This window comes from Pseudomonas sp. GW823-FHT06E10 (genome assembly GCF_058794995.1).
The window spans coordinates 399,548-423,499 of record NZ_JBXAHJ010000003.1 but is presented as its reverse complement, the minus strand read 5'-3'; the positions used below and the strand labels follow the sequence as shown (position 1 = coordinate 423,499).

At 61.5% G+C, this 23,952-nt stretch carries 24 protein-coding genes; 12 read left to right on the top strand and 12 right to left on the bottom strand.

What is annotated here, in order from left to right; all coding sequences use genetic code 11:
* Positions 1-56: 56 nt before the first annotated feature.
* Genes AC1Q6Y_RS07600 through AC1Q6Y_RS07590 form a run of 3 tightly spaced genes read right to left on the bottom strand, consistent with a single transcriptional unit; the run spans position 57 to position 1,385 of the window.
* Positions 57-761: a YoaK family protein gene (locus AC1Q6Y_RS07600; protein WP_057714182.1), complete on the bottom strand. Its 705-nt coding sequence runs from the start codon at positions 759-761 to the stop codon at positions 57-59.
* A 25-nt stretch (positions 762-786) separates the two neighbouring features.
* Entirely contained in the window at positions 787-1,116 is a 330-nt protein-coding gene (locus tag AC1Q6Y_RS07595) for a DUF6388 family protein (RefSeq protein WP_057714183.1), read from the bottom strand.
* A gap of 20 nt (positions 1,117-1,136) precedes the next feature.
* The gene (locus AC1Q6Y_RS07590; RefSeq protein ID WP_008015571.1) at positions 1,137-1,385 is read right to left on the bottom strand and encodes a hypothetical protein; all 249 of its coding nucleotides are present in this window, start codon (positions 1,383-1,385) and stop codon (positions 1,137-1,139) included.
* A 148-nt stretch (positions 1,386-1,533) separates the two neighbouring features.
* On the opposite strand from AC1Q6Y_RS07590, the gene AC1Q6Y_RS07585 reads away from it, so the two are divergent.
* Positions 1,534-1,884, top strand: a complete 351-nt coding sequence (locus AC1Q6Y_RS07585; protein WP_090456593.1) for a hypothetical protein — start codon at positions 1,534-1,536, stop codon at positions 1,882-1,884.
* A 132-nt stretch (positions 1,885-2,016) separates the two neighbouring features.
* Here AC1Q6Y_RS07585 and AC1Q6Y_RS07580 read toward each other — a convergent pair whose 3' ends face one another.
* Complete coding sequence (locus tag AC1Q6Y_RS07580) at positions 2,017-2,442, bottom strand: GNAT family N-acetyltransferase (RefSeq protein WP_407515614.1); 426 nt, start codon at positions 2,440-2,442, stop codon at positions 2,017-2,019.
* A 146-nt stretch (positions 2,443-2,588) separates the two neighbouring features.
* Here AC1Q6Y_RS07580 and AC1Q6Y_RS07575 point away from each other — a divergent pair, with 146 nt between their 5' ends.
* Both AC1Q6Y_RS07575 and AC1Q6Y_RS07570 read left to right on the top strand, forming a co-directional pair.
* Positions 2,589-3,026: a hemerythrin domain-containing protein gene (locus AC1Q6Y_RS07575; RefSeq protein ID WP_218496225.1), complete on the top strand. Its 438-nt coding sequence runs from the start codon at positions 2,589-2,591 to the stop codon at positions 3,024-3,026.
* A gap of 66 nt (positions 3,027-3,092) precedes the next feature.
* Positions 3,093-3,686, top strand: coding sequence for an NUDIX domain-containing protein (locus AC1Q6Y_RS07570; protein ID WP_150814738.1), 594 nt, complete (start codon positions 3,093-3,095; stop codon positions 3,684-3,686).
* Positions 3,687-3,854: 168 nt separating this feature from the next.
* On the opposite strand, the gene AC1Q6Y_RS07565 is transcribed toward AC1Q6Y_RS07570, so the two are convergent.
* On the bottom strand, positions 3,855-4,370 hold the full coding sequence (locus AC1Q6Y_RS07565) for a methylated-DNA--[protein]-cysteine S-methyltransferase (RefSeq protein ID WP_492624306.1): 516 nt from the start codon (positions 4,368-4,370) through the stop codon (positions 3,855-3,857).
* Between the two features lie 136 nt (positions 4,371-4,506).
* Here AC1Q6Y_RS07565 and ggt point away from each other — a divergent pair, with 136 nt between their 5' ends.
* Together ggt and AC1Q6Y_RS07555 are read left to right on the top strand one after the other, a co-directional pair.
* Entirely contained in the window at positions 4,507-6,234 is a 1,728-nt protein-coding gene (gene ggt / locus AC1Q6Y_RS07560; RefSeq protein ID WP_492624305.1) for a gamma-glutamyltransferase, read from the top strand.
* Positions 6,235-6,303: 69 nt separating this feature from the next.
* Positions 6,304-6,837, top strand: a complete 534-nt coding sequence (locus tag AC1Q6Y_RS07555; RefSeq protein WP_154908733.1) for a cysteine hydrolase family protein — start codon at positions 6,304-6,306, stop codon at positions 6,835-6,837.
* Between the two features lie 115 nt (positions 6,838-6,952).
* Here the strand turns inward: AC1Q6Y_RS07555 and AC1Q6Y_RS07550 are convergent, their stop codons facing one another.
* A complete protein-coding gene (locus tag AC1Q6Y_RS07550; protein WP_150814734.1) occupies positions 6,953-7,858 on the bottom strand; it encodes a LysR family transcriptional regulator in 906 nt (301 codons plus the stop codon).
* 199 nt (positions 7,859-8,057) lie between these two features.
* Between AC1Q6Y_RS07550 and AC1Q6Y_RS07545 the strand changes: the two genes are divergently transcribed.
* From AC1Q6Y_RS07545 to AC1Q6Y_RS07515, 7 genes are all read left to right on the top strand, one after another.
* Positions 8,058-9,557: a purine-cytosine permease family protein gene (locus AC1Q6Y_RS07545; RefSeq protein ID WP_492624304.1), complete on the top strand. Its 1,500-nt coding sequence runs from the start codon at positions 8,058-8,060 to the stop codon at positions 9,555-9,557.
* The gene (locus AC1Q6Y_RS07540; RefSeq protein WP_492624303.1) at positions 9,554-10,381 is read left to right on the top strand and encodes a nitrilase-related carbon-nitrogen hydrolase; all 828 of its coding nucleotides are present in this window, start codon (positions 9,554-9,556) and stop codon (positions 10,379-10,381) included. Before AC1Q6Y_RS07545 ends, AC1Q6Y_RS07540 begins: the two co-directional genes overlap by 4 nt.
* A gap of 100 nt (positions 10,382-10,481) precedes the next feature.
* Positions 10,482-11,504 carry a helix-turn-helix transcriptional regulator gene (locus AC1Q6Y_RS07535; protein ID WP_492624322.1) on the top strand — a complete coding sequence of 341 codons (1,023 nt, stop codon included), beginning with the start codon at positions 10,482-10,484 and terminating at the stop codon, positions 11,502-11,504.
* 202 nt (positions 11,505-11,706) lie between these two features.
* Positions 11,707-13,503: an amidohydrolase gene (locus tag AC1Q6Y_RS07530; protein WP_492624321.1), complete on the top strand. Its 1,797-nt coding sequence runs from the start codon at positions 11,707-11,709 to the stop codon at positions 13,501-13,503.
* Between the two features lie 18 nt (positions 13,504-13,521).
* Positions 13,522-15,261, top strand: coding sequence for an amidohydrolase (locus AC1Q6Y_RS07525; RefSeq protein WP_492624302.1), 1,740 nt, complete (start codon positions 13,522-13,524; stop codon positions 15,259-15,261).
* A gap of 107 nt (positions 15,262-15,368) precedes the next feature.
* A complete protein-coding gene (locus tag AC1Q6Y_RS07520) occupies positions 15,369-16,109 on the top strand; it encodes a TorF family putative porin (protein ID WP_492624301.1) in 741 nt (246 codons plus the stop codon).
* A gap of 45 nt (positions 16,110-16,154) precedes the next feature.
* On the top strand, positions 16,155-17,543 hold the full coding sequence (locus AC1Q6Y_RS07515; RefSeq protein ID WP_492624300.1) for a purine-cytosine permease family protein: 1,389 nt from the start codon (positions 16,155-16,157) through the stop codon (positions 17,541-17,543).
* Between the two features lie 145 nt (positions 17,544-17,688).
* On the opposite strand, the gene AC1Q6Y_RS07510 is transcribed toward AC1Q6Y_RS07515, so the two are convergent.
* The 6 genes from AC1Q6Y_RS07510 to gcsR all read right to left on the bottom strand — a co-directional run bounded on the left by AC1Q6Y_RS07510 (position 17,689) and on the right by gcsR (position 23,948).
* The gene (locus AC1Q6Y_RS07510; RefSeq protein ID WP_492624299.1) at positions 17,689-18,408 is read right to left on the bottom strand and encodes a L,D-transpeptidase family protein; all 720 of its coding nucleotides are present in this window, start codon (positions 18,406-18,408) and stop codon (positions 17,689-17,691) included.
* Complete coding sequence (locus tag AC1Q6Y_RS07505; protein WP_492624298.1) at positions 18,405-19,163, bottom strand: M15 family metallopeptidase; 759 nt, start codon at positions 19,161-19,163, stop codon at positions 18,405-18,407. Before AC1Q6Y_RS07505 ends, AC1Q6Y_RS07510 begins: the two co-directional genes overlap by 4 nt.
* 33 nt (positions 19,164-19,196) lie before the next feature.
* A complete protein-coding gene (gene lipA, locus AC1Q6Y_RS07500; RefSeq protein WP_492624297.1) occupies positions 19,197-20,186 on the bottom strand; it encodes a lipoyl synthase in 990 nt (329 codons plus the stop codon).
* 167 nt (positions 20,187-20,353) lie between these two features.
* Positions 20,354-21,610: a serine hydroxymethyltransferase gene (gene glyA / locus AC1Q6Y_RS07495; protein WP_057714202.1), complete on the bottom strand. Its 1,257-nt coding sequence runs from the start codon at positions 21,608-21,610 to the stop codon at positions 20,354-20,356.
* Between the two features lie 41 nt (positions 21,611-21,651).
* Positions 21,652-22,035, bottom strand: a complete 384-nt coding sequence (gcvH, locus tag AC1Q6Y_RS07490) for a glycine cleavage system protein GcvH (protein WP_057714203.1) — start codon at positions 22,033-22,035, stop codon at positions 21,652-21,654.
* Positions 22,036-22,439: 404 nt separating this feature from the next.
* On the bottom strand, positions 22,440-23,948 hold the full coding sequence (gcsR, locus tag AC1Q6Y_RS07485; protein WP_223532167.1) for a transcriptional regulator GcsR: 1,509 nt from the start codon (positions 23,946-23,948) through the stop codon (positions 22,440-22,442).
* Between the last annotated feature and the right edge of the window lie 4 nt (positions 23,949-23,952).

Below are 23,952 nucleotides of genomic sequence, written 5' to 3'. Positions count from 1 at the left end.
CCCCCCCCCCCCCCCCCCCCCCCCCCCCCCCCCCCCCCCCCCATCCAACACCAGACTCAGCGCGGCATATACCCCAACTGCCAGCGCCGCGGGATCTTCAACGACAACACCCCGAGCCCGGCAGCCAGCAGGCCACTGGCAAACAACGCCTTGAGCCCCAGGTGATGTTCCAGCACGGCACCGAGTACCGCGCCGGCGAACATGCCGGTCCAGGGGATCAACTGCACCCGCCAGCCGCTGCGTCGTTCGCCGAGCATCCAGCGGCCCAGCCCGCGGCCGAAACGCGACAGGGCACCGGTAACATAGGTCAGGCCCACCGGCAGACCATTCACTTCTTCCACCGCGGCGTTGAGCATGCCCATGGCGATGATCGCCGCCAGCAGGGCTGGCAGTTGCTCGTCATACGGCCAGGCCGCGGCGGCGCACAGCAGGGCGGCAATGCACAGTAACAAGGGCAGGGTCCGGCGTCTGCCCAGGCGGCTGACGATAATGCCCAGCGCGTTGCCGACGATGAAGGTGGCGATGAGGATCACCAGGCGCAGGGTCAACCCAAGGTCACCAGTACTGATGGCGACCGCCATCCGGGTGGTATTGCCGCTCATGAACGAGACGAAATCACCACTGGCCATGAAGCCGATGGCGTCGGTCATGCCGGCGAGTACCGAGAGCATGGCCACCAGGCTCAAGCCTATGCGCCCGCGCCATTTCTGTGTGTGCAAATGACCTGGGCTGGCGTGGGTCCTGGCGGTGTTGGGCAGCATCGGCGATGGCCTCCATGAACAGTGTTTACGGTTTTATCCCATTCAACTCGCAATATTCCAGCCAGTCCATGCCGGCCATTTCCGCCACTTCCCGGTGCACTTCAAGGCGCTGCGCTTCGTAGTCCCGGGGCGTGGCGGCAGTTAACTGCAACGTCAGTTCCCAGGCGAACAACTGCTGGCGTTCAGCTTCAGCTTCAAATGCTTCGTGCAGCCGTTCTTCGCGATACTGTGCCGCCGTTTCACCCTTGGCCTGGGCCAACAGCGGGTTGAGGTGGTCGAGTTCTTCGCGCAACTCGGGGCGCGCATCGAGAAACCGCTTCAGTGCTTGCTCATGCTGCAGTTCGGTTGCCGCCATGGTCGCTCCTTGAGAACGGGTTACGAGGATTGCTTCTTACTGGCCTTGGCCGCTGCCGCCAGGCATTCGAGGGCAAACTGTTCGGTGTAGGTCATCTGGATCGGCGTGGTTTCGCCTTTGACGGTTCTTTCGCCGTCGAGGATGTAGCGAATCCGCTTGTCGGTGACGCCGATTCGCTTGGCTATCCAGGAAGGCGTCTGACCGATCTGGCTGATCAGCTTGTCGGCATATTCAGTGCTCGGTTTGTAGAACTCGGCATTAGGTGTCATCAGGTTTCCAGTCATGGGTGCGATGGGGCGTTATTGGCGCGACAGGGTGCGCGAATCGTTGCGCGCTGTCGCGGTATAAATGCAGTAAAGCAGAACGATACGGGCTGCCGGGGTGATAAAGTCCGCTTTTTCCTGATGAGTGAATGCAATGCGAATTCTGATGGTGGCGCTGGCCGTGACGTTGCTGGCCGGATGCGCCGGTTCGGCGATGAACGACGCCCGCACCAAGGCCCCGTACAAGACCCTGAACTCGGAAAAACCGGGCAAAGACGTCGCCCAGTGCGTGCAGTTTTCCTGGCAGGACGAGGCCGTGTTCGGCGTCGATGCCGCTGCCTATCTGCAACCGGGGGAGAAGGGCGGCACGACGGTTTACACCCGTTCGGCGGAGTCTTTCGTCGACGTGACCACCGATGCCTCGGGCACGGTGTTGAGCTACTACGCACAGAAGGACGATTTCGTAGCCAAGCGCCGCTTGGCGGCGTTGGCGACTTGCCTCTGATCTGACGCTGTACCCCCTGTAGGAGCGAGCTTGCTCGCGATGGTCGTCAACGAAAACGCTGGATGCCTGACACCCCGCGGCGTTCCGGTTTTTTTCGCGAGCAGGCTCGCTCCTACAGGGGGGCGGTATGGATCAGTAGCTCAAGCGTTTCTGGAAGAAGAAGTGCTTGTGGCCCGGCGGGTAATCGGCAATGTGCCCGATCTCGCTGTAGCCGCATTTCTTGTAGAACCCAGGTGCCTGGAATTCGAAGGTGTCGAGCCACAGCCCGACGCAGCGCCGTTCCCGCGCCAGGTCTTCGGCCATCTGCATCAGTTTCGAACCCAGGCCCTGTCCCCGGGCCTGTTCCGGCACCACCAGCAAGTCGATGTACAGCCACTGGTAAAACAATCGGCCATGCAGGCCGCCGAGGATCTCGTCGTTGTCGTCGCGCACCAGCAAGGCGATATGCTCGGGCACGTTGCCTTCGGCTTTCGAGCTGTTGTACGCGCGCAATGGTTTGAGGATGGCCTGGCGTTGTTCTTCCGTGGGGTTTTGCGACAGTTCGATACGCAGGTTCATGGCTATATCCTTATGGCAGTGAAACCGCAGCCTAGCGTGGTCGCCGCGAATGTTCCATCGGCACAAAGCAGGTGGAACCGTCGCCTGCGCGCAGATGTCACTCATTAGTACGCGTCATTCCAGAGTGCGACCGATGAGGACACGCCGTGAATATTTTCGAAGCCCTGCGCGAAAGCCATGAACGCCAACGTACTTACGCCAAAGCCCTGATCCACACCAGCGGCGACAGCCCCGAACGCGTCGAGGCCTACAAACAACTCAAGTCAGAACTGCAAGCTCACGCCACGGCCGAAGAGCGGCATTTCTACATCCCGTTGATGGAGCTCGACAACGGTGTCGACCTCAGCCGTCATGGCATCGCCGAACATCACGAAATGGACGAAATGATGGAGGAACTGGACGACACCGAGATGTCCAGCCCGGCCTGGCTGGTGACCGCGAAGAAACTCTCGGAGAAAGTGCATCATCACCTCGAGGAAGAAGAGCAGAAGTTCTTCCAGATGGCTGGCAAGCTGCTCAACGACAAACAGAAAGAGTCATTGGCCGGACAATACGAGAAGGAGTACAAGGCGCAGCTTGCCTGAGGGGGCAAAGGCTGTGCGTTTTCACTTAACATGTGGACCCTCAGACAAATCACAGGACGCGTTGTCATGTCGAACACAGCCGAGCGGGTCAACATCCTTGAGTCTCAGGTATTGTCCCACGACTGGTACCTGCTCAAGAAAATCACCTTCGATTACCAACGCAACAACGGCGAGTGGCAACGCCAGGTCCGGGAGGTCTACGACCGTGGCAATGGCGCGGCGATTCTCCTGTACAACCGCGAAAAGAAAACCGTGGTACTGACCCGGCAATTTCGCCTGCCGGTGTTCGTCAACGGTCACGATGGGCTGTTGATCGAAGTGGCGGCGGGGCTGCTGGAAGGCGCGGCACCTGAAGACCGCATCCGCGATGAAGCGGAGGAGGAAACGGGTTACCGCGTGCACCATGTGCAGAAGGTGTTCGAGGCGTACATGAGCCCCGGTTCGGTGACGGAAAAACTGCACTTCTTCATTGCCGAATACGACGCGAAGTCGAAAGTCAGCGACGGTGGCGGGCTGGAGGCGGAAACCGAAGAGCTGGAAGTGCTGGAGTGGACGTTCGAGGACGCGCTCGAAGCGTTTTACCGTGGCGAAATCTGCGACGCCAAGACCATCATGCTATTGCAGTATGCGGCGATGAAAAACCTCTTCGCCCCAACCTGATCCTGTGGTGGAAGGGCTTTTGTGGCGAGGGGGCTTGCCCCCGTTCGGCTGCGAAGCAGTCGTCATCGCGGAGCGTGCGAACGTCCAGAATAAAAGTACAAATGCTTTTGGGACCGCTGCGCAGTCCAACGGGGGCAAGCCCCCTCGCCACAAAGATGAAGTGCGTCCCTAAAACAAATCATCCATGCGACTGGCGCCTGACCACTCGCAGCCCTCCAGGGTCAGCAACAACGCCTTCGCCTCAAGCCCACCGGCAAACCCGGTGAGCTTGCCTGACGCGCCAATCACCCGATGACAGGGCGCCACGATCGAAATCGGGTTCTTGCCATTCGCCGCACCCACCGCCCTGACTGCCGCCGGGTTGCCGATCTGTTCGGCGATCTGGCTGTAGCTGCGGGTCTCGCCGAACGGGATGGTCAGCAGCGCCGCCCAGACCTTCTTCTGAAATTCCGTGCCGGCAAAATCCAGATCCAGTTCGAAGCGATCGCGGGTGCCGGAAAAATATTCGTGTAGCTGCGCAGCCGTACGCACCAGGATCGGATTGTCCGGCGCTTCGCTCATCGGTTCCAGGCACACCCGCCCGGGTTTGTCGTTTTCCCAGAGGATGGCCGCCAGTCGTGAACCGTTCGCGACCAGCTTCAACTGGCCCACGGGGGAGGCCACGGTGGTGCAGGTATAGGTCATGCCAGGGCTCGCGCAAAATTGCTGAACAGGCGTTAAGGATACTGCCTCGGCGGGGAGGCGCAATACGTATTCCCGACCATACTTGCCTACTGCTTTCGAAACGTTCCCCTGTTTAATAACAAGAAGAGACCGACTCATGAAGTACGAACCTTTTGCCAAATCGCTGATTGCGACCTCCTTGGCGCTCAGCTGCCTGACCGCCCATGCCGCCTCCGTGGCCCCGGCTACCGGGGAAAACGGCATGGTGGTCACGGCCCAGCACCTGGCCAGCCATGTGGGCGTGGATGTGCTCAAGAACGGCGGCAATGCCGTGGATGCGGCGGTCGCGGTCGGCTATGCGCTGGCAGTGGTGTACCCCGCGGCAGGCAACCTTGGCGGCGGTGGTTTCATGACCATTCAACTGGCGGACGGGCGCAAGACCTTCCTCGACTTCCGTGAAAAAGCCCCGCTGGCCGCAACCGCCAACATGTACCTGGACAAGGAGGGCAACGTCGTTCCCGATCTGAGTACCCGTGGCCACCTGGCCGTGGGCGTGCCGGGCACCGTTTCGGGCATGGAACTGGCGCTGTCCAAGTACGGCACCAAGCCGCGCAAGGAAATCATCGCCCCGGCCATCAAACTGGCCGAAGACGGTTTCGTGCTGGAGCAGGGGGATGTCGATCTGCTGGACTACGCCACCGACATGTTCAAGAAGGACATCAAGGATTCCGGCTCGATCTTCTTGAGCAACGGCGAGCCGATGCAGGTCGGCCAGAAACTGGTGCAAAAGGACCTGAGCAAGACCTTGCGGGAGATCTCCGACAAAGGCGCCGACGGTTTCTATAAAGGCTGGGTGGCCGACGCCATCGTCACCTCCAGCCAGGCCAACAAGGGCATCATCACCCAGGCCGACCTCGACAAATACAAGACCCGTGAACTGGCGCCCATCGAGTGCGACTACCGTGGCTACCACGTGGTTTCCGCACCGCCACCGAGCTCCGGCGGCGTGGTGATCTGCGAGATCATGAACATCCTCGAAGGCTACCCGATGAAGGAACTGGGCTACCACTCGGCCCAGGGCATGCACTATCAGATCGAGGCAATGCGCCACGCCTATGTGGACCGCAACAGTTACCTGGGCGACCCGGATTTCGTGAAGAACCCGATTGCCCACCTGCTGGATAAAAACTACGCGACCAAGCTGCGCGAGGCGATCAAACCACAAAAAGCCGCGGTATCCAGTGAACTCAAGCCCGGCGTAGCGCCCCATGAAGGCAGCAACACCACCCATTACTCCATCGTCGACAAGTGGGGCAACGCAGTGTCGGTGACCTACACCCTCAACGACTGGTTCGGAGCGGGCGTGATGGCGAGCAAGACCGGGGTCATCCTCAACGATGAAATGGACGACTTCACCTCGAAGATCGGCGTACCGAACATGTACGGCCTGGTGCAGGGCGAGGCCAACGCCATCGCGCCCGGCAAAGCGCCGCTGTCATCCATGAGCCCGACCATCGTCACCAAGGACGGCAAAGTGGTGATGGTGGTCGGCACTCCGGGCGGCAGCCGCATCATCACCGCGACATTGCTGACCATGCTCAACGTGATCGACTACGGCATGAACATCCAGGAGGCGGTGGATGCGCCGCGTTTCCACCAACAGTGGCTGCCGGAGGAGACCAACCTGGAAACCTTCACCACCAGCCCGGACACGGTGAAAATCCTCGAGAGCTGGGGCCACAAGTTCACCGGTCCCCAGGATGCCAACCACCTGGCGGCGATCCTTGTCGGCGCGCCATTCCTGGGTGGAAAGCCGGTAGGCAATAACCGTTTCTACGGGGCGAACGACCCACGGCGTAACACCGGGTTGTCGCTGGGTTATTGAGGGTTGTGTCCGGAGGGGGACGGGCTTATGTTCGTCCCCTGATCCCTCGACATATCAAGGAAGGAAATCATGACCACTGCGTTGTTAATCATCGACGTCCAGCAAGCTTTGTGTTCCGGGGAGTACGAGTGCTTCGAGATTGGACGGGTCATCGACACCATCAATGACCTGTCTGCCCGGGCGCGCAAGGCCGGCGTTCCGGTGGTGCTGATCCAGCATGAAGAAGAGGATGGTCTGTTGAAACACGGTGTCCCGGGCTGGCAACTGGCCGAAGGGCTGCAAACATCGCCCGAAGATCATCGCGTACGCAAAACCACTGGCGATTCGTTCTATCAGACCAACCTGCAACGGTTGTTGCCGGTAGAAGACTTCGAAAGGCTGGTCATCTGCGGCCTGCAAACCGATTACTGCGTGAATGCAACCCTGCGTCAGGCGCATCAATTGGGCTATGACGTGGTGTTGGCCGCCGACGCGCACTCCACCGTCGACAATGGCAATGTCACTGCCGAGGACATCATTGCCCAACACAACAAGGATTGGGCAGATCTGAGCGGCTCGGTGGCCCGGATCGATGTGGTCCCGGCTGCTGAAATCCGCTTCTGATAACACCATTGCGCCCCCCTTGTAGGAGCGAGCCGGCTCGCGATGGACGTTAACGATAACGCGGGGGGCCAGATACCCAGCGGTGCCCGGAAGTCCATCGCGAGCCGGCTCGCTCCTACAAGGGTGAACCGAAAATCTCGATCAGCTCGTTCAGGAACGCACTCACCAGGTCCCGCTGCCGCGCCGAGTGTCGCACCGCCGCATGAAAGCTCACCTCATAGCGCAGCAGATCCGGGTTCAGCGGATGCAACTGCCCCAGCTGTTCATGCCGGGTCGCGTAGTGCTGCGGCAGAAACCCCAGGTGCTGGCCGGACAGAATCAGCAGGGCCGCGCCGTCCATGCTGTCGGTGAGCACGGTCAGGCGTTCGATGGAGGTGGGGGCCGGCATTTCCGGTAGCGGATGGCTCGGCCAGACCCAGTCAAACCCGCTGACATCTTCCCGGGTCAGCGCGCCAACCTGGTCGAACAGTGGATGCGAGGGCGCGCAGTAGGCAATCTGGGTTTCCGGGAACAGCGGGAAATAATCGATGCTGGGCAAACGGTGCCAGAAGTAACCGATGGCCAGGTCGATATGGCCATTGATGATTTTTTCTTCCAGCAGCGACGACGACAGCTCGGTGAAGTGGAAGTACAGCCCCTCGTGCCGCGCCCGCAAACGGGCAATGGCCTGGCCGATTTTCCTGTTCGCCACCGGATCGATTTGCCCCAGCAGGCCGATGTTGATGCTGCCCGAGACTTTGCGGTTGATGTGCTGCACTTCCACCCGGAAGCCCTCGGCCGCCGCCAGCAGGCGTCGGGCTGCCTCAATGAATTGAGTACCTTTGGGCGTCACGGAAAACCCGCCGCGCCCACGCTCGCACAGGCGGAAACCGACCCGCGCTTCCAGCGTTGCCAGTTGCGCGCTGATCGTGGGTTGCGTGGTGTTGAGAGCGGTTTGTGCCGCCGAGATGCCGCCCGCTTCGACGACGGTCAGAAATACCCGGATCAGACGCAGATCCAGCTCCGTTACAGTTCCCAGCATGGGGGCTCCCGATTCTCGCTTACATAGATGCTGATCTATGTGAACAGTGTGCCTGCGTTATTTTACTGCCAGAACTCACGCCCTACATTGCCGTGAAACCAGCGTCATCGTCAGCTTTTTCTGGAGTTTCACCTGAACTGGACGTCGTAGCGAGCGCTGTACCCACAAAAACAACAAACAACAGCATAGGAACAATCGTATGTCAGGTTCCCCAGTGTCTGCGCACGCCACCGAGGCAAGCGGCGGGTTGGCCATCGAAGGCCACTCCATCGATTACATTCCGGAAAACGAACGTCACGCCAAACTCGGCAGCCAGGGCCCATTCTGGTTCCTCGGCAATTTCCACTTCTTCACCATCTCCATCGGCTTTGTCGGCCCGAGCCTCGGCTTGTCGGCGCTGTGGACCATGCTCGCCGGTGCCCTGGGCATCATGTTCGGCACCATTTTCATGGCGTTCCACGGCTCCCAGGGCCCGGAAATGGGCCTGCCGCAGATGATCCAGTCCCGTGCGCAGTTCGGTTATCGCGGGGTGATCCTGGCGTTGATGGCGACGATGTTTGTGTTCGTCGGTTTCAACGTGGTGAACATCTCGCTGATCATGAACGGCCTTGAACATGTGTTCGGCATCGACCCGACCATCGTCGCCGTGGCCGTGGTGCTGATCGGCGCGCTGTTGTCGATCTACGGCCACGACCTGATGCACAAGGCCTTCAAGTGGGCCTTGCTGGCGACGTTGCCGCTTTACGCACTGGTGACCATCGCCCTGATGTTCGGTGCCGGTCAGGAAGGCGTCACGCCGGCGACCGATCTGGGCTTCAACTGGGTGGCCTTCGCCACGTTGTTCGCCATCGGTGCCAGCTACAACATTTCCTATGCGCCCTACGTGTCCGACTATTCCCGTTACCTGCCGAAAAACACCAGCCGGACGAAACTGATTGCGGCGGTGTTCATCGGCGCCTCGTTGTCGGGCAGCTGGATGATCGGCCTCGGTGCCTGGCTGGCGCAGCAATTGAAAGCGGCGGATGCGCTGGTGGCGTTGAATCAGGTCGGCTCGTCGATGATTCCGGGGCTGGGCAATCTGCTGGTGATCGTTTCGGTGGCGGGCTTCCTGCCGATCATCGCGCTCAACACCTACAGCGCCATGCTGACGCTGCTGACCGGCGTCGACTCGATCAAAAAAATCACCCCGACACCCCGCGCCCGTGTGCTGTCGATCAGTGTGATCAGCGTCATCCTGTTGACCTGCGTGCTGTCGATCAAAGGTGACGGCATCGCTCTGCTGAACACCTTCCTGGTGTTGCTGCTGTACTTCCTCGTGCCGTGGACCGCCGTCAACCTGGTGGACTACTTCTTCGTGCGCAAGGGCCGTTATGCGATCCCGCATTTCTTCACGCCAAAAGGCATCTACGGCGCCTGGCAATTTCGCGGCATCGTTTCGTACCTGATCGGCTTCGCCGCGATGGTGCCGTTCTTCTACATCTTCAACGCAGCGGCCAACAAGGAAGTGTTCGTTGGTCCGCTGGCGCGGATGCTTGAAGGCGTGGACATCGCCTGGCTGGTGGGTCTTGTGGTGTCGGGGCTGACCTACTACCTGCTCAGTCGCTCGATTGATCTGGCCGCCGAACGCCGGGTGATCGACGCGCTGAGCGAAAGCGACATCGTCGCCATGACCCATTCATCTGCGGAGACAGTGCGTTGAACAACGCTAAAAACACAGTGGTCGCCTGCTGCCAACTGGCACCGAAAATAGGCGACCTGGCCTACAACCGCACACTCACCGAACGCGCGATTCGCCAGGCAGCCTTTCAGGGCGCGCAAGTCGTCGTGCTGCCCGAACTGGTGCAGAGCGGCTATCTGTTTGCCGACCGCTTTGAGGCGCTGGGCCTGGCGGAAACCGTTGATGGTCCGACCTTGCAACTGTGGCAGGCCCTGGCCCGTGAGCTGAACCTGGTGATCGTCGGCGGCTTCTGCGAGCGCCTGCCCGCTGATGAATTGGCCAACAGCGCGGCGATGATCGACGCCAACGGCCTGCGCGCGGTGTACCGCAAGGCGCATCTGTGGGATGCAGAGAAGGACATCTTCACGGCCGGCGATGCGCCACCGCCGGTGGTCGAAACGCTGCATGGACGGCTCGGCATGCTGATTTGCTACGACCTGGAATTCCCCGAGTGGGTGCGTCTTGCGGCGCTGGCCGGGGCCGAACTGTTGTGCGCGCCGGTCAATTGGCCCGACGGTCCGCGGCCGCAAACCGAGCGCCCGGCCGAAGTGCTGCGGGTGCAGGCCAATGCCTCGGTCAACCGCATGTTCATCGCCGCCTGTGATCGCTATGGCCATGAGCGTGGAGTCGGTTGGGTCCAGGGCTCGGTCATCGTCGATGCCGACGGCTATCCGTTGGCCGGGCCGGCGGAGCAGGGTGGCGAGCAGATGTTGCTGGCCACGCTGAACCTCGCCGAGGCGCGCAACAAGCGCATCAGTGCGCGCAATGACCTGCATCGGGACCGGCGGCCGCAGTTGTACGGCTGAGCGGTTGTTGTAACTGCTGATGTCACGGCGAACTGGACGCCATTCCCGGCGCTATGGCATCGTCCCGGCAACAGATCATGCACTGAACGGGATCGCCATGATGGAGGAGGGGAACAAGGTCGGCGACGACGGGGCGTTGGCCACGCTCAAGGCGTTCAATCATTGTGTATTGCACCTGGGCCGGCTGGCGAGGGAGAGCGGGGCGTCGCGGTTCATCGCCGATGGCCTGCAGGCATTCGGTCAGTTGGTGCCCTTCACATCTGCCTGGTGGGGCGAAATGTCTGCACCAGGTCCTGAGGTGCCCATGCAAAGCTGGATGCATGGCAGCATCAATCTTCCTGAATCCTTTGCCGCCGAATGGCATCCGGTGGCGGCCAACGATCAATTCTCCTACGCCACGCTCAATCGTCCCGGTGAGGTGGTGTGCGACACGGGTTTCAACGACCCTTGCGAGGCGGTCAATGATTTCGCCCGGCGCTTCGACCTCTATCACTTGATGAGCATCACCTACGAATTGCCCGAAAGCGGCCTGATGTTTTTCGTCTGCCTCTACCGGGGGCAGGATGAACAGGCGTTCGAGGAGAACGAAGCCGAGCTGTTTTTGGCGTTCTGCGATCACCTGTTCCAGCTGTGGCGGTTTCAGGTGCAGGACATGATTCGCTTCGACAGCGAAAACGGCGCGAGTGATTTTGGCGTCGCGCGCATGGACGGCAGTCTGCTCTATGTGGGGGCCAGGTTGTGCGTCGCCATCCAGCGCGAACTGCCCGGATGGAGCGGTTCCACGCTGCCACCGGAGGTGATCGCGCAATTGTCCAAAGCCCCCTGCGTGATTCGTCTGGGCCGCTGCGCCCTGACCCTGAGCCCCAACGCCGAACACGTCATCCTGTCCCTGGAAGCACCCTCGGGCGGGGACGGCCTGGCACCTCGGGAGCGCACGGCGGCGATGCTGTTCGCCGCGGGCCACTCCTACAAGGAAATCGCCAGGATGCTCGCCCTGAGCCCCGCGACCGTGCGCACCTATTTGCGTAACTGCTACTTGCAGCTCGGTGTGAAAAGCAAGGTGGAACTGGGCTCCGTCCTGCGTTCACCGGGTGCGCTGACGGAGTCCTTGCGCCGGGACTGATCCCCGCCGTTTCAATTATTTGCCTGACCCCTCCTCATTTGCAGAGGTCCATTCGAACGCTGCGCCCTATAGGGTAGGCCTTGTCTATACAAGGGCTTGCGCAGTCGCTTCGGGCCGCTTCAAAACAATAAGAACAGGGGTGAGGCATTTGAAACTTTCCAGGTTGTTCATCGCCGTTGCGTCGACAACGACGTTTTCCTGCATGGCATTGGGTGCGACGCCCGCCGACACGGTCATGCGCAACGGCTACGTCTACACCGTCGATGGCCAGAATTCCGTGCAGCAGGCCATCGCCATTTCAGGTGGCAAGATCGTCTACGTCGGCAGCGATGCCGGGGTCGACGGCTACATCGGCAAGCAAACACAACTGATCGACCTGGCCGGACGCATGCTGATGCCGGGCTTCGTCGATGCGCACATGCACCCCGGGGATGGCGGTCGCGCCATGACCTTGTGCGACCTGAAATACCAGACCATGACCCGCGCGCAGTTTCAGGCGAGCATCCAGGCCTGCCTCGATGCCGACAAGGACAAAGGCCCGGACGTCTGGCTGGAAGTGGGCAGCTGGGACCGCATGGGCATGACCGGGCTCGACGGCGATGCCGACAAATCGACCCTGGACGCGCTCAAGACCCAGCGTCCGATCCAGGTGCGCTCCACCGACTTCCACACCGTGCTGACCAACTCTCGCGGCCTGGAACTGGCCGGGATCAACAAGAACACCGCCGACCCCGAAGACGGCAAATACCGACGCGACAGCGCCGGCAACCCGAACGGTATTTGTGAAGACGGCGCCGCCGAATCGTTGGCCGCCGTGGTGCCGCCGGCGACCGACACGGAAAAACTCAATCAGATGCGAGCGGCCCTCGACGCCATGCGCCAGCAAGGCATCACCAGTTTCTTCGATGCGCTGGCAGGGCCGGAAAACGGCAAGGCCTTCACCCGCCTGCAACAGTCCGGCGAGCTGACCGCCCGGGCCTTGCTGGCGATCAAGCTGGACCCGGCCGCCGCGGCCGCCGACCCGGTGAAAACCATCGCCGAGGCCAAGGCCCTGGCCAGCACCTACGACCAGGGCGACGTGAAGGTCGCGCCGGGCGTGAGCATGCGCCACGTCAAACTGTTCTTGGACGGCATCATCAATGCCCCGGCGGACACCGGCGCCATGTTGACCCCGTACCTGCACAACAGCGGCACCGACAAGGCACCGAAGTGGACGCCGGGCAAGAACCTGGGCGAGCTGTACTTCCCGCCGCAGGTGCTCAATCCGCTGGTGCTGCAAGCGGTCAAGGCCGGTCTCGATCCGCACCTGCACGCCACCGGCGAGCGCGCGGTGCGCGACGCCCTGGACAGCGTTGCCTACGTGCGTCAGCAACTGCCCGGTCAAGACTTCCGCCCGGCCATCGCTCACGCCGAGTCAGTCGACCCTGCCGATTACGCACGTTTCAAGGCACTGGACGTCACCGCCACCATGTCGTTCCAGTGGGCGCAGCAGGCCCCGTCCACGGTCGACGGTACCAGCGATCACCTCGGTGCCGAGCGATTCGAGCGCATGGAGCCTTCCGGCAGCATCGCCCATGCCGGCGGCCGAGTGGCCTTTGGCAGCGATTGGCCGGTCGATCCGCTGGATGAATTCCTGGCGCTGAAAGTCGGTGTCACCCGTTCCGGCGACCCGAGCAATCCGCACAGCTATGGCCCCAAATATGCCGGGCGACTCAACGCCGATCCGGCGCTGTCGCGAGCCGAGGTGCTGCGCAGCATCACCCTCAGTTCCGCCGAACAACTGAAGCTGGACGCGGTGCTGGGCTCGGTCGAAGTCGGCAAGTTCGCTGACCTGATCGTACTCGACAAGAACTTCATGCAGGTGCCCGAGGAGGAGCTGGGCCGTAATGACGTGCTGCTGACGCTGGTCGGCGGCAAGGTCGTGTGGGCCAAGGCGCCGTTCCTGGGACTGGCGCCACAGGTTGTTTCCCAAGTTGTCACTTCTCGATCCGTCCAATAAAAACTAGAGAGCGTTCCGATGCGATTTATTCCAAACCTGTTGGCCGCCGCGCTGGCCTTGTCGTCGGTGCAGGCGATGGCCGCCGCTGACCTGGTGTTGTTCAACGGCAAGGTCTTTACCGCCGAACCCGGCCAGGCGCTGGTGCAGGCTGTTGCGGTGCAAGACGGCAAGATTCTGAAAGTGGGCAGCGATGCCGAAATCAATGCCCTGGCCGATGCCAAGACCCAGCGCATCGACTTGGCGGGCAAAGTGTTGATGCCGGGCATGATCGACACCCACAGCCACCCGGTGGTAGGCGCTTTCGACAGCATGAAAGCCAACCTGCTGGACGAGGTCAAACCCTTGCCGGAACTGGAGCAATGGTTGATCGAAGAAGACAAGGCTGGACGCGCACGCGCCGGTGATGTGATCAGCGTGGCCGGGGTCAGTTCGGCCTACTGGGAGAAAAGCCGTGAACTGGGCAAGGTGTTCAACCAGGGACGCTGGGCGGATCAACCGATTGTCTTCAGTGGCATCGACGGGCACACCGGTTGGGCCAACAACGCGATGCTCAAACGCCTGGACATCGACGCGGCGCTGGTCAAGAGCCTGCCGGAAAAGGAACGCGGTTACATCGGCCATGAAGCGGACTTCACTCCTAACGGCTACTTTGCCGAATCCCGCTGGGACGTGGTGCGTAACGGGATTCCGGCGCCCACCCCGGAGGCCATGCTCAAGGCCGCTCGCGAGGCGGTGAAGATCAACAATCAATTCGGCGTCACCGCCTGGATGGACGCGGCGGCGAACGGCGGCAGTGAAGATTCGCTGTTCGATTTCCATGCCACCGCCGAAAGTGTCGGAGTGCTGCCGCTGTACAAGGAACTGGCGCAGAACGGCGAACTCAGTGCCCACGTCGCCGCGCTGATGGTCACCAATCCGAAGAGCAAACCTGCCGACCTGGAGGTGATCGCCACGGTAATGAAACAGTTCGAGGGCGTGCCTAACCTGACGTTCCCCGGCGTCAAGGTGTTTGTCGACGGCATTCTCGAATTCCCGGGGCAAACAGCGGCGGTCGTCGTGCCGTACAAGAACAGCCACAAGGACGGTCAGCTGCTGACCGACCCGGCGCACTTTGGCGAACTGGTGGTGGCAGCGGAAAAACGCGGCTGGATCGTGCACATGCATGCCGTCGGCGACCGCGCGGTGCGTGAAGCGCTCAATGGCGTGGCGTATGCGCGCAAACTCAGCCCGACACCCGTGCCCCACAGCATCGCGCACCTGCAACTGGTCAACCCCAAGGAGTTTGCGCGCTTCAAGCAACTGGGCGTGATTGCCTCGATGCAACTGCTGTGGGCCACCGGCGAGTCCTACACCGTCGAACTGGTCAAACCTTACATCAGCGCCTTTGCCTACGGTTACCAGTATCCCGCGCGGTCCTTGCATAACGCCGGCGCGACGATTGCCGGTGGCAGCGACTGGCCGGTGTCGAGCGCCAATCCGTTCAACGCCATTGCCCAGGCCAGCACGCGCAAGGGGCCGTTGGGTGTACTCAATGCCAAGGAAAGCATCGACCGCCAGACCATGTTCTACGCCTACACCATCAACGCGGCGAAAACCCTGCGCCTGGATCAGCAGATCGGTTCGCTGGCACCGGGCAAGCAGGCCGACCTGATCATCCTCGACCGCGATGTGTTCAAGGTCAGCGATGACGACCTGTTCGAAACCAAAGTCCTGAACACCTTCTTCGCCGGCAAGCAGGTCTACGCCCCCGCGTCCTGACCTGCGTACACCCAGCACACGCAAAAAACCGCCAGCCCCTCGTAGCGCGAGGGGCCTGGCATCGCCATGCCTGAAATTCCCGTACGCCATAACAACAAGAGAACTGTATGAACGCACTTTCAGCATTGACCCTCGCGACACTGGCATTGATCCCCCTGAGCAGCCAGGCCCTGACCCTCAACGATGATTTCAGCCTGGACATGACCCTGGGCGTCGTCAGCGACTACCGTACCCGGGGCATCTCGCAAACCTTGGGCGATCCGGCAGTGCAGGGCGGCGCAACGCTGTTGCACAGCAGCGGCCTGTACATCGGAGCCTGGACCTCCAACGTCGATTTCGGCGGCGGCTTCGATACCCGGCAGGAGCTTGAGTACTACGCCGGTTATTACTGGCAGGCGACGGATGCCATCAGCCTGGATCTGGGCTACATCAAGTACGACTACCCGAAAAATTCCGACTTCAACCTCAGCGAGGTCTATGCCGTCCTCGACCTGTACGGTGTGAAGCTGGGTGCCTATTACTCCAAGGACACGCCGAACTTCTTCGGCGAGGACCAGGACACCCTTTACACCTACCTGGGCTACAAAATCGAATTGCCGGCCGAAGTCGGCCTGGACCTGCGCTTTGGGCGCAACGATGTGAATGACCCCGCGTTCTGGTCCGCCAATGGCGATAGCCGTGAGTCTTACTACGAGTGGGAAGCCAAGCTGACCCGCGACTTCGTCGGCGTCACCTGGGGCCTGAGCTATATCGACACGGACTTGTCGAAAAGCGAGTGCGCCAGTTGGTACGGCTATGACGACCTGTGCTCGGCCACGGTCGTTGCCAGTGCCACCAAGACCTTCTAAGTTCAGCCCCGACAACAAAAACAGTTCCTCAAAGGAAACACCCTCATGAGTGCGCAACGCAGTCCCCTGATCGAGACCCGCTCGATCGATTTCATTCCCGAGGCTGAGCGACACGGCAGTCTCTATAGCCAGTTCACCCTGTGGCTCGGCGCCAACCTGCAGATCACCGCCATCGTCACCGGCGCCCTGGCCGTGGTGCTGGGCGGCGATGTGTTCTGGTCGCTGATCGGCCTGTTGATCGGGCAAGTGTTGGGCGGTGCCGTGGTGGCGCTGCACGCGGCGCAAGGTCCGAAGCTCGGGCTGCCGCAAATGATCTCCAGCCGAGTGCAGTTCGGGGTGTATGGCGCGGCAATCCCGATTGTGCTGGTGTGCCTGATGTACCTGGGGTTCAGCGCCACCGGCGCGGTGCTGTCGGGGCAGGCGATTGCGCAATTGATCAGCGTCAGCGACAGCGCCGGCATCCTGATTTTCGCCGCGTGCATCGCGTTCCTGACGATCTTCGGTTATCGGGTGATTCACTTGGTCGGGCGGGTGGCCAGCGTGCTGGGGATCATCGCGTTCGCCTACCTGTTCACCCGGTTGATGACCCTCAACGACATCGGCCTGCTGCTCGATAACCGTCATTTCGGCTGGAGCACTTTCCTGCTGGCGGTGTCGCTCTCGGCATCCTGGCAGATCGCCTTCGGCCCTTACGTGGCGGACTACTCACGTTACCTGCCGAGCAAGACCTCATGGTGGAAAACCTTCGCCGCCGTGGGCCTTGGCACCGTGCTGGGGGCCCAGACTTCGATGGTGCTGGGGGTGTTCGCCGCCGCACTGGCCGGGGCGAACTTCCGTGGGCACGAAGTGGCGACCATTGTCGGCCTGGGCAGTAGCGGTGTGATCGCGTCCTTGCTGTACCTGAGCATTGTGTTCGGCAAAGTCACGGTGTCCACCCTCAACGCCTATGGCAGTTTCATGTGCATCGCTACCATCATCAGTGGCTTTCGTCGTCGCCTGGAAATCACCGCCCGCCAGCGCATGTTGTTTGTGCTGCTGATCGTCGCGGCGTCCACCGCGCTGGCATTGCTGGGGCAGTACTCGTTCCTCAACTCGTTCAAGTACTTCATTCTGTTCTTGCTGACGTTCTTCACCCCCTGGAGCGCGATCAACCTGGTGGATTACTACTTCATCAACAAGGAACGTTACGACATTCCTGCGTTGTCCGACCCGAACGGGCGCTACGGTCGCTGGAACGTGCTGGGGATCAGCGTGTACGTGATCGGCGTATTGATCCAGTTGCCCTTTGTCGACACCCATTTCTACTCCGGGCCGATGGTTGCGCAACTGGGCGGCGTGGACATTTCCTGGATCGTCGGGCTGCTGGTGCCGGGTGTGATCTATTACGCGCTGGCCAAGCCGTCGATGAGTGGCGTGGTGGTTGAGCGGGGTTAATTCCCGCATTTGTGGCGAGGGGGCTTTTGTGGCGAGGGGGCTTGCCCCCGTTGGACTGCGTAGCAGTCCCTTTTTTGGGTGCACTTCGTGCCCCAACGGGGCGATGCGGCGTTCCGACAAGCCCCCTCGCCACAGGGTTCAGCGTTTACTCGCGTTCGGGAAGTTCCCAGCGCTGGCGCAACTGTTCGTACTGCGCTTCGGGCAGTTGCACCAGCATCGGGGATTTTCCCGGGTCCAGCCAGTTGAACAACCGCGCGATATCCGCCGGGGCCATGGCGGTGCAGCCGCGAGTCGGTGCGGTGGGTCCGCGCCAGATGTGGAAGAAAATGCATGATCCGGCAGCGGGAGTGGCCAGGGTGTTGTGCCGGATGAAAATGCCCTGGCGATACAAGTCATCGCTGCGGCGCATGCGTTCGGAACTGTTCCAGTCTCTTGCAATGACCGAGCTGTCGACCAGCTCGTTGTAGCGAGTCGACTGGCTGTCGTCCACGCATTCGATGGTCGCTGTCAGCGCCAGGTAGGGCAGGCGGGTATTGGCCGAAGGCTCGTAGCCAAACGCCGTGCCCAGGCTGAACATCCCGGCCGGCGCCTTGCCGTCGCCTTCCTTTTTGATCGGCCCTTCAGGTCGCCCGGGGTTGAGTTGGCCCTTGCCCCAGCCCATGCCATTCTTGCCGAGCACCACTGCAAAGGGCGCTTCGAATTTCTGCAAGGTCTGCCCGTGCCGTTCATAGCGCTGGGCAGTACCCTGGATGTCATCCCAGCCTTTACTGGTGACCACGATCAGTTGGTCACTGCCGTCGAGTCCCTGGGCCATGGCGGCCAGCGGAAAAAACGCCACCAACAGGGTCTTGAAGAGAATGTTCATGGTGCGAGCGGCGTGATGGGGAAGTTCATGACGTCCGGCTTCGGCGGATTCCCGCTGTACGTGAAGTGCCACCACTCGGCCGAATAACCCACAAAGCCTTCCTTGACCATGGCACTGGTCAGCCGCTGGCGATTGGCCTTGGCCGTGGCGTTGATCAGCGCCGAGTCGGTGTGCGCCCGCTCATCGAAGCAATCGAAACCGGTGCCCATGTCGAGCGCGCCGTCGTGCCAGCGCTCGCCGTAGGGGGCGGTGCAATCCGCAGGTATCGCCGAAGGTGTCCAGGTGTCGGCGGGCAGGGCGTCAGGGCCGGTCAGGGTCAGGTCGACGGTGTTGCCTCGGGAGTGATTGGACACCCGGGCCACATAACCCAGGCGCCAGAAGTCCTGCTTGTCGACCCGTGGATAGAACTCGGTCTTGAGCGGGTCGCCGGGTTCGCTGGCGAAGCGTCCCATGTCCGCCACCGCGCGGGTCGGGCGATAGCAGTCGAATACCTTCAAGCCGTAGCCTTCGGCTTTCAGTGAGTTTTGCACTCGGGCTAACGCCTTCGCCGCATCCTCCAACAGCAGGCACTCTGCCGCCTGGTAGCCGTCGAGCGGGTGCCCGGTGAAGTTGTGCGCGCTGGCGTAGCGGATGTCCTGCTCGATGCCCGGGGCGACGCTGCGCACATACACCATGTGCCCGGGTTTCGACTCGTCGGCCATGCACGGCGTGGCAAGGCTCAGGCACAGCAACAACAGACAGGGTGAACGCGACATCGGAAACGGCTCCATGCATGACCAGTCATTCCATCATGGCTTGAAACCGTCCGTACCTCCATGGAGTTGTTGATCGGCGTGATAGGACGAACGCACCAGCGGCCCGGACGCCACGTTCTTGAAGCCCATGCGCGTGCCTTCTTCGGCAAACCAGGCAAAGGTGTCCGGGTGCACGAAACGCTGCACCGGCAAGTGACTGCGCGAGGGTTGCAGGTATTGGCCGAGGGTCAGCATGTCGATATCGTGCTCGCGCATGCGCTGCATGACCTCGATGACTTCCTCGTCGGTTTCGCCAAGGCCCAGCATCAGGCCGGATTTGGTCGGTACGTGGGGCACCGCGTGCTTGAATTTCTGCAGCAGGTCCAGTGACCACTCGAAGTCCGAACCCGGCCGCGCGGCCTTGTACAGGCGCGGTACCGTTTCCAGGTTGTGGTTGAACACATCCGGCGGCTCATGGGCGGTGATCGCCAGGGCCACGTCCATGCGTCCGCGATAATCCGGCACCAGGGTTTCCAGTTGAATGCCGGGCGACAGCTTGCGGATCTCGCGCAGGCAATCGACAAAGTGTTGGGCGCCGCCGTCGCGCAAATCGTCGCGATCCACCGAGGTGATCACCACGTACTTCAGGCGCAGCTCGGCGATGGCCACGGCCAGGTTCATCGGCTCGTTGGCGTCCAGCGGCTTGGGCCGGCCATGGCCGACATCGCAGAACGGACAGCGACGGGTGCAGATGTCGCCCATGATCATGAAGGTCGCGGTGCCACCGGAGAAACATTCACCGAGGTTCGGGCACGAGGCTTCTTCGCAGACGCTGTGCAGCTTGTGCTTGCGCAACAGTTGCTTGATGCGGTCGACCTCGGGAGAGATCGGCATGCGCACGCGAATCCAGTCGGGTTTGCGCGGGAATTCATCCGTGGGAATGATCTTCACCGGAATCCGCGCAACCTTTTGCGCACCGCGCAGTTTGGTGCCGACCTCTACTTTGGCTGGACCTTTTTGCGCCGCTTCAGCAATGACAGTCATGGTTTTTCCTTGTGCAGACAGCTAATCAGGCAGGGCACGGAACCTGTGGGAGCGAGCTTGCTCGCGATGGCGGACTTTCATTCAACATCAATGCTGAATGTATTGGCCTCATCGCGAGCAAGCTCGCTCCCACAGGGTTTTTCCCACAGGTTTTTTGTGTGGTGTGATCAGTCGCGATAGACCGGGAAGTCCGCGCACAGGGCGGCAGCCTGCCGTGCGACATTGGCTTCGATATCGGCATCGCCAAGGTGGTCGAGGATGTCGCAGATCCAGCCGGCCAGGGCAATGCTCTGCGCCTCCTTGAAGCCACGGCTGGTGATCGCCGGGGTACCGATGCGCAGGCCGGAGGTCACGAACGGCGATTGTGGATCGTTGGGCACGGCGTTCTTGTTCACGGTGATGCCGGCGCGACCGAGGGCGGCGTCGGCGTCCTTGCCGGTCAGGCCCTGGCGGATCAGGCTGACCAGGAACAGATGGTTGTCGGTGCCGCCGGACACCACGTCATAACCACGCTCGATAAACACCTGCGCCATGGCCTGGGCGTTGCGGATCACCTGCGACTGATAGGTCTTGAATGCCGGCTCCAGCGCTTCCTTGAAGCACACGGCCTTGGCGGCGATCACGTGCATCAGCGGGCCACCCTGACCACCGGGGAATACCGCGGCGTTGAGCTTCTTTTCCAGCTCCGGGTTGGCCTTGGCCAGAATCAGACCGCCACGGGGGCCGCGCAGGGTCTTGTGGGTGGTGGTGGTGACCACGTCGGCGTAGGGCAGGGGATTGGGGTACAGACCGGTCGCCACCAGGCCGGCGACGTGGGCCATGTCGACGAAGAAGTACGCGCCGACCTTGTCCGCGATCTGACGGAAGCGCGGGAAGTCCAGGGTCTTCGAATAGGCCGAAAACCCGGCGATGATCATCTTCGGCTTGTGCTCGACCGCCAGGCGCTCGACTTCGTCGTAATCAATCAGGCCCGTGGTGGTGTCGATGCCGTATTGCACGGCGTTGTACAGCTTGCCGGAAAAGCTCACCTTGGCGCCGTGGGTCAGGTGACCGCCGTGGGCCAGGCTCATGCCGAGCACGGTGTCGCCGGCTTGCAGCAGGGCCAGATAAACCGCCGCGTTGGCCTGGCTGCCGGAGTGCGGCTGGACGTTGGCATAATCGGCGCCGAACAGCTGCCTGGCGCGGTCGATGGCCAGTTGCTCGACCACATCGACGTGCTCGCAACCGCCGTAATAGCGCTTGCCCGGATAGCCTTCGGCGTACTTGTTGGTCAGGCCGCTGCCCTGGGCTTGCATCACCCGCTGGCTGGTGTAGTTCTCCGAGGCGATCAGTTCGATGTGGTGTTCCTGCCGCGCATCCTCGGCGTTCATCGCCGCCAGCAGTTCGTCGTCGTAGCCTTTGATCTGGTCGTGCTTGCTGAACATGGTGTGGTCCTTTTTCGGATTCGGGAAATGCGTAGGGGGCTTCAAGCGTCGGCGTGTTCTGCGGTCAGGCGTTCATAGGCGTCTTGATCCAGTAGATCGCTCAACGCCTGGACATCGACCGGTTTGAAGCGAAAGAACCAGCCTTCGCCCAATGGGTCTTCGTTGACCAGTTCCGGGGTGTTCTCCAGTGTCGCGTTGATCTCGACCACTTCACCGTCCAGCGGCATGCCGATACTGCTGGCGGCTTTCACCGATTCCAGCACCGACACTTCAGCGCCTGCATCGAAGGCGCCCAGCTCAGGCACCTGAACGAACACCACATCCCCCAGCGCCTGCTGGGCAAACGCCGTGATGCCGACGGTGACCAGGCCATTGCTCTCAAGGCGCAGCCATTCGTGATCGACGGTAAAACGCAATTCGCTCATCTCAACTCCTTATTGTTTTAAGGCTCGTGGCGGGGCGACGAGCGGGGTTGGAGGAGTGATAGCAAGGGTGGTGCCAATGTTTTTTATTTGTTTTAAATCAATAGGTTGAGTTGTTTGTGCGGAGTTTGTGACATCTCGCTCGTATTGAATTCAATACAAGCAGGTATGGCCTTGGGGGCAAGCGCCGTGATTGTTGGCGTGGAAGGGATTGTCTTGATTTCGCTACGCTGTATCGATTTACAGACGAAGAATTCAGCAACACCACTGATCCCCTGTGGGAGCGAGCTTGCTCGCGATTGCGGTGTGACAGGCAAAATTGATATCGACTGACACGGCCTCATCGCGAGCAAGCTCGCTCCCACAGGGGAATGTGTTGTAGGTGACAATGTGTTCCGACAGATCACTCAGGGCTTGGCGGGAATCCCGTATTTGCGCAGGCGAATCGCGATGGCGCTATGGGACGTCTGCAATCGTGCAGCGAGCAACCGGCTGGACGGGTAGCTGCGATAAAGCTGTTCCAGCAGATTCTTTTCAAAGTCACCCACAGCCTCTTCCAAGCTGCCGACTTCGCCGTCGTTTTGCCGTTCGACCGCCGTGCGGGCGATGTCCAGATCGTCGATGTCCACCAGCGGATTTTCGCAAATCGCCGCTGCACGGAAGATCACGTTCTGCAATTGCCGCACATTGCCCGGCCAGCGGTTGCCGAGCAGGGCGCTGAAGGTGCTCGGTGCCAAACGACACGCCGGCCGCTGGATCTGCGCGCAGGCCTGTTGCATGAAGTGATTGGCCATCAGCAGGATGTCGTGACCGCGCTCGCGCAGTGGCGGCACTTGCAGGTTGAGCACGTTGAGGCGGTAGAACAGGTCTTCGCGAAAACGCCCTTCGGCGACCATTTTTTCCAGGTCGCGGTGGGTCGCGCTGAGCACCCGCACATTGACCCGGACCTCTTTATCGCCACCGACCCGACGGAAGCAGCCATCGCTCAAAAAACGCAGCAACTTGGCTTGCAGGTAGGGCGACATTTCCCCGACTTCATCGAGGAACACCGTGCCCTGGTCCGCCAGTTCCAGCAGGCCGAGCTTGCCGCCCCTTTGCGCGCCGGTGAAGGCGCCGGGGGCGTAGCCGAACAGCTCGCTTTCGGCCAGGCTCTCCGGCAGTGCCGCGCAGTTCAGGGCCAGAAAAGGCGCGTCGTGCCGTGGGCTGATGGCGTGGCAGGCGCGGGCCACCAGTTCCTTGCCGGTGCCGGTTTCGCCCTGGATCAAGAGCGGCGCATCGAGGGCCGCCACCCGTTGCGCACGCGCCTTGAGCGCGCGGATCGGCGGTGATTCGCCGAGCAGCGCATCGAAGCCTTCGGCATGGTCATGGTGCAGCGCCGACAGGCGTTCACCGATGCGATTGGGTTGATACAAGGTGAGCAGGGCGCCGGCGTCGGTGATCGGCATCGCGTCGAGGAGCAAGGTCTGGCCACCGAGGCTGACCTCGTGCATCGGCAGGCGGAAATGGTGAGCGATCAAGGTGCGTTGCAAATCGGCATCGTCGAACAGCGCGGTCAGCGATTCACCGGCCGGTTCGCGCCCGCACAGGGCGATCAGCGCCGGGTTGGCCAGCAGCACATGACCTCGGTCATCCACCGCCAGCACCGGGTCTGAACTGGCTGCCAGCAACGCGTCCAGTTGCAGGCGCCGGCGTTGCCCCGGAAGGATGTCGACCATGGTCACCGCTTGCACGCCGCGCACACCGAAAAGCGCCTCGCGCAACTCCTCCAGCACCTCGGCGCCAAGGGTTGGCGCATCGATGTAGACGTTCGGCGGCACCATCTCCACGGCGTCCAGATTGAAACTGCGTCCACCGAGCAGGGCCAGCACTTCCTGGGTGATTCCGACGCGGTCGATGAAGGTGACGTGGATGCGCATGACG

Excerpts from the sequence above, each read along its gene's own strand:
- glyA (WP_057714202.1), bottom strand. The coding sequence starts at position 21,610 with ATGTTCAGCAAGCACGACCAGATCAAAGGCTACGACGACGAACTGCTG.
- AC1Q6Y_RS07545 (WP_492624304.1), top strand. The coding sequence starts at position 8,058 with ATGTCAGGTTCCCCAGTGTCTGCGCACGCCACCGAGGCAAGCGGCGGG.
- AC1Q6Y_RS07595 (WP_057714183.1), bottom strand. The coding sequence starts at position 1,116 with ATGGCGGCAACCGAACTGCAGCATGAGCAAGCACTGAAGCGGTTTCTC.
- AC1Q6Y_RS07600 (WP_057714182.1), bottom strand. The coding sequence starts at position 761 with ATGCTGCCCAACACCGCCAGGACCCACGCCAGCCCAGGTCATTTGCAC.
- AC1Q6Y_RS07510 (WP_492624299.1), bottom strand. The coding sequence starts at position 18,408 with ATGAACATTCTCTTCAAGACCCTGTTGGTGGCGTTTTTTCCGCTGGCC.
- AC1Q6Y_RS07590 (WP_008015571.1), bottom strand. The coding sequence starts at position 1,385 with ATGACACCTAATGCCGAGTTCTACAAACCGAGCACTGAATATGCCGAC.
- AC1Q6Y_RS07535 (WP_492624322.1), top strand. The coding sequence starts at position 10,482 with ATGGAGGAGGGGAACAAGGTCGGCGACGACGGGGCGTTGGCCACGCTC.
- AC1Q6Y_RS07555 (WP_154908733.1), top strand. The coding sequence starts at position 6,304 with ATGACCACTGCGTTGTTAATCATCGACGTCCAGCAAGCTTTGTGTTCC.
- AC1Q6Y_RS07550 (WP_150814734.1), bottom strand. The coding sequence starts at position 7,858 with ATGCTGGGAACTGTAACGGAGCTGGATCTGCGTCTGATCCGGGTATTT.
- AC1Q6Y_RS07565 (WP_492624306.1), bottom strand. The coding sequence starts at position 4,370 with ATGACCTATACCTGCACCACCGTGGCCTCCCCCGTGGGCCAGTTGAAG.
- AC1Q6Y_RS07525 (WP_492624302.1), top strand. The coding sequence starts at position 13,522 with ATGCGATTTATTCCAAACCTGTTGGCCGCCGCGCTGGCCTTGTCGTCG.
- lipA (WP_492624297.1), bottom strand. The coding sequence starts at position 20,186 with ATGACTGTCATTGCTGAAGCGGCGCAAAAAGGTCCAGCCAAAGTAGAG.
- gcvH (WP_057714203.1), bottom strand. The coding sequence starts at position 22,035 with ATGAGCGAATTGCGTTTTACCGTCGATCACGAATGGCTGCGCCTTGAG.
- AC1Q6Y_RS07515 (WP_492624300.1), top strand. The coding sequence starts at position 16,155 with ATGAGTGCGCAACGCAGTCCCCTGATCGAGACCCGCTCGATCGATTTC.
- AC1Q6Y_RS07570 (WP_150814738.1), top strand. The coding sequence starts at position 3,093 with ATGTCGAACACAGCCGAGCGGGTCAACATCCTTGAGTCTCAGGTATTG.
- AC1Q6Y_RS07530 (WP_492624321.1), top strand. The coding sequence starts at position 11,707 with ATGGCATTGGGTGCGACGCCCGCCGACACGGTCATGCGCAACGGCTAC.
- AC1Q6Y_RS07585 (WP_090456593.1), top strand. The coding sequence starts at position 1,534 with ATGCGAATTCTGATGGTGGCGCTGGCCGTGACGTTGCTGGCCGGATGC.
- AC1Q6Y_RS07505 (WP_492624298.1), bottom strand. The coding sequence starts at position 19,163 with ATGTCGCGTTCACCCTGTCTGTTGTTGCTGTGCCTGAGCCTTGCCACG.
- AC1Q6Y_RS07580 (WP_407515614.1), bottom strand. The coding sequence starts at position 2,442 with ATGAACCTGCGTATCGAACTGTCGCAAAACCCCACGGAAGAACAACGC.
- AC1Q6Y_RS07520 (WP_492624301.1), top strand. The coding sequence starts at position 15,369 with ATGAACGCACTTTCAGCATTGACCCTCGCGACACTGGCATTGATCCCC.
- gcsR (WP_223532167.1), bottom strand. The coding sequence starts at position 23,948 with ATGCGCATCCACGTCACCTTCATCGACCGCGTCGGAATCACCCAGGAA.
- ggt (WP_492624305.1), top strand. The coding sequence starts at position 4,507 with ATGAAGTACGAACCTTTTGCCAAATCGCTGATTGCGACCTCCTTGGCG.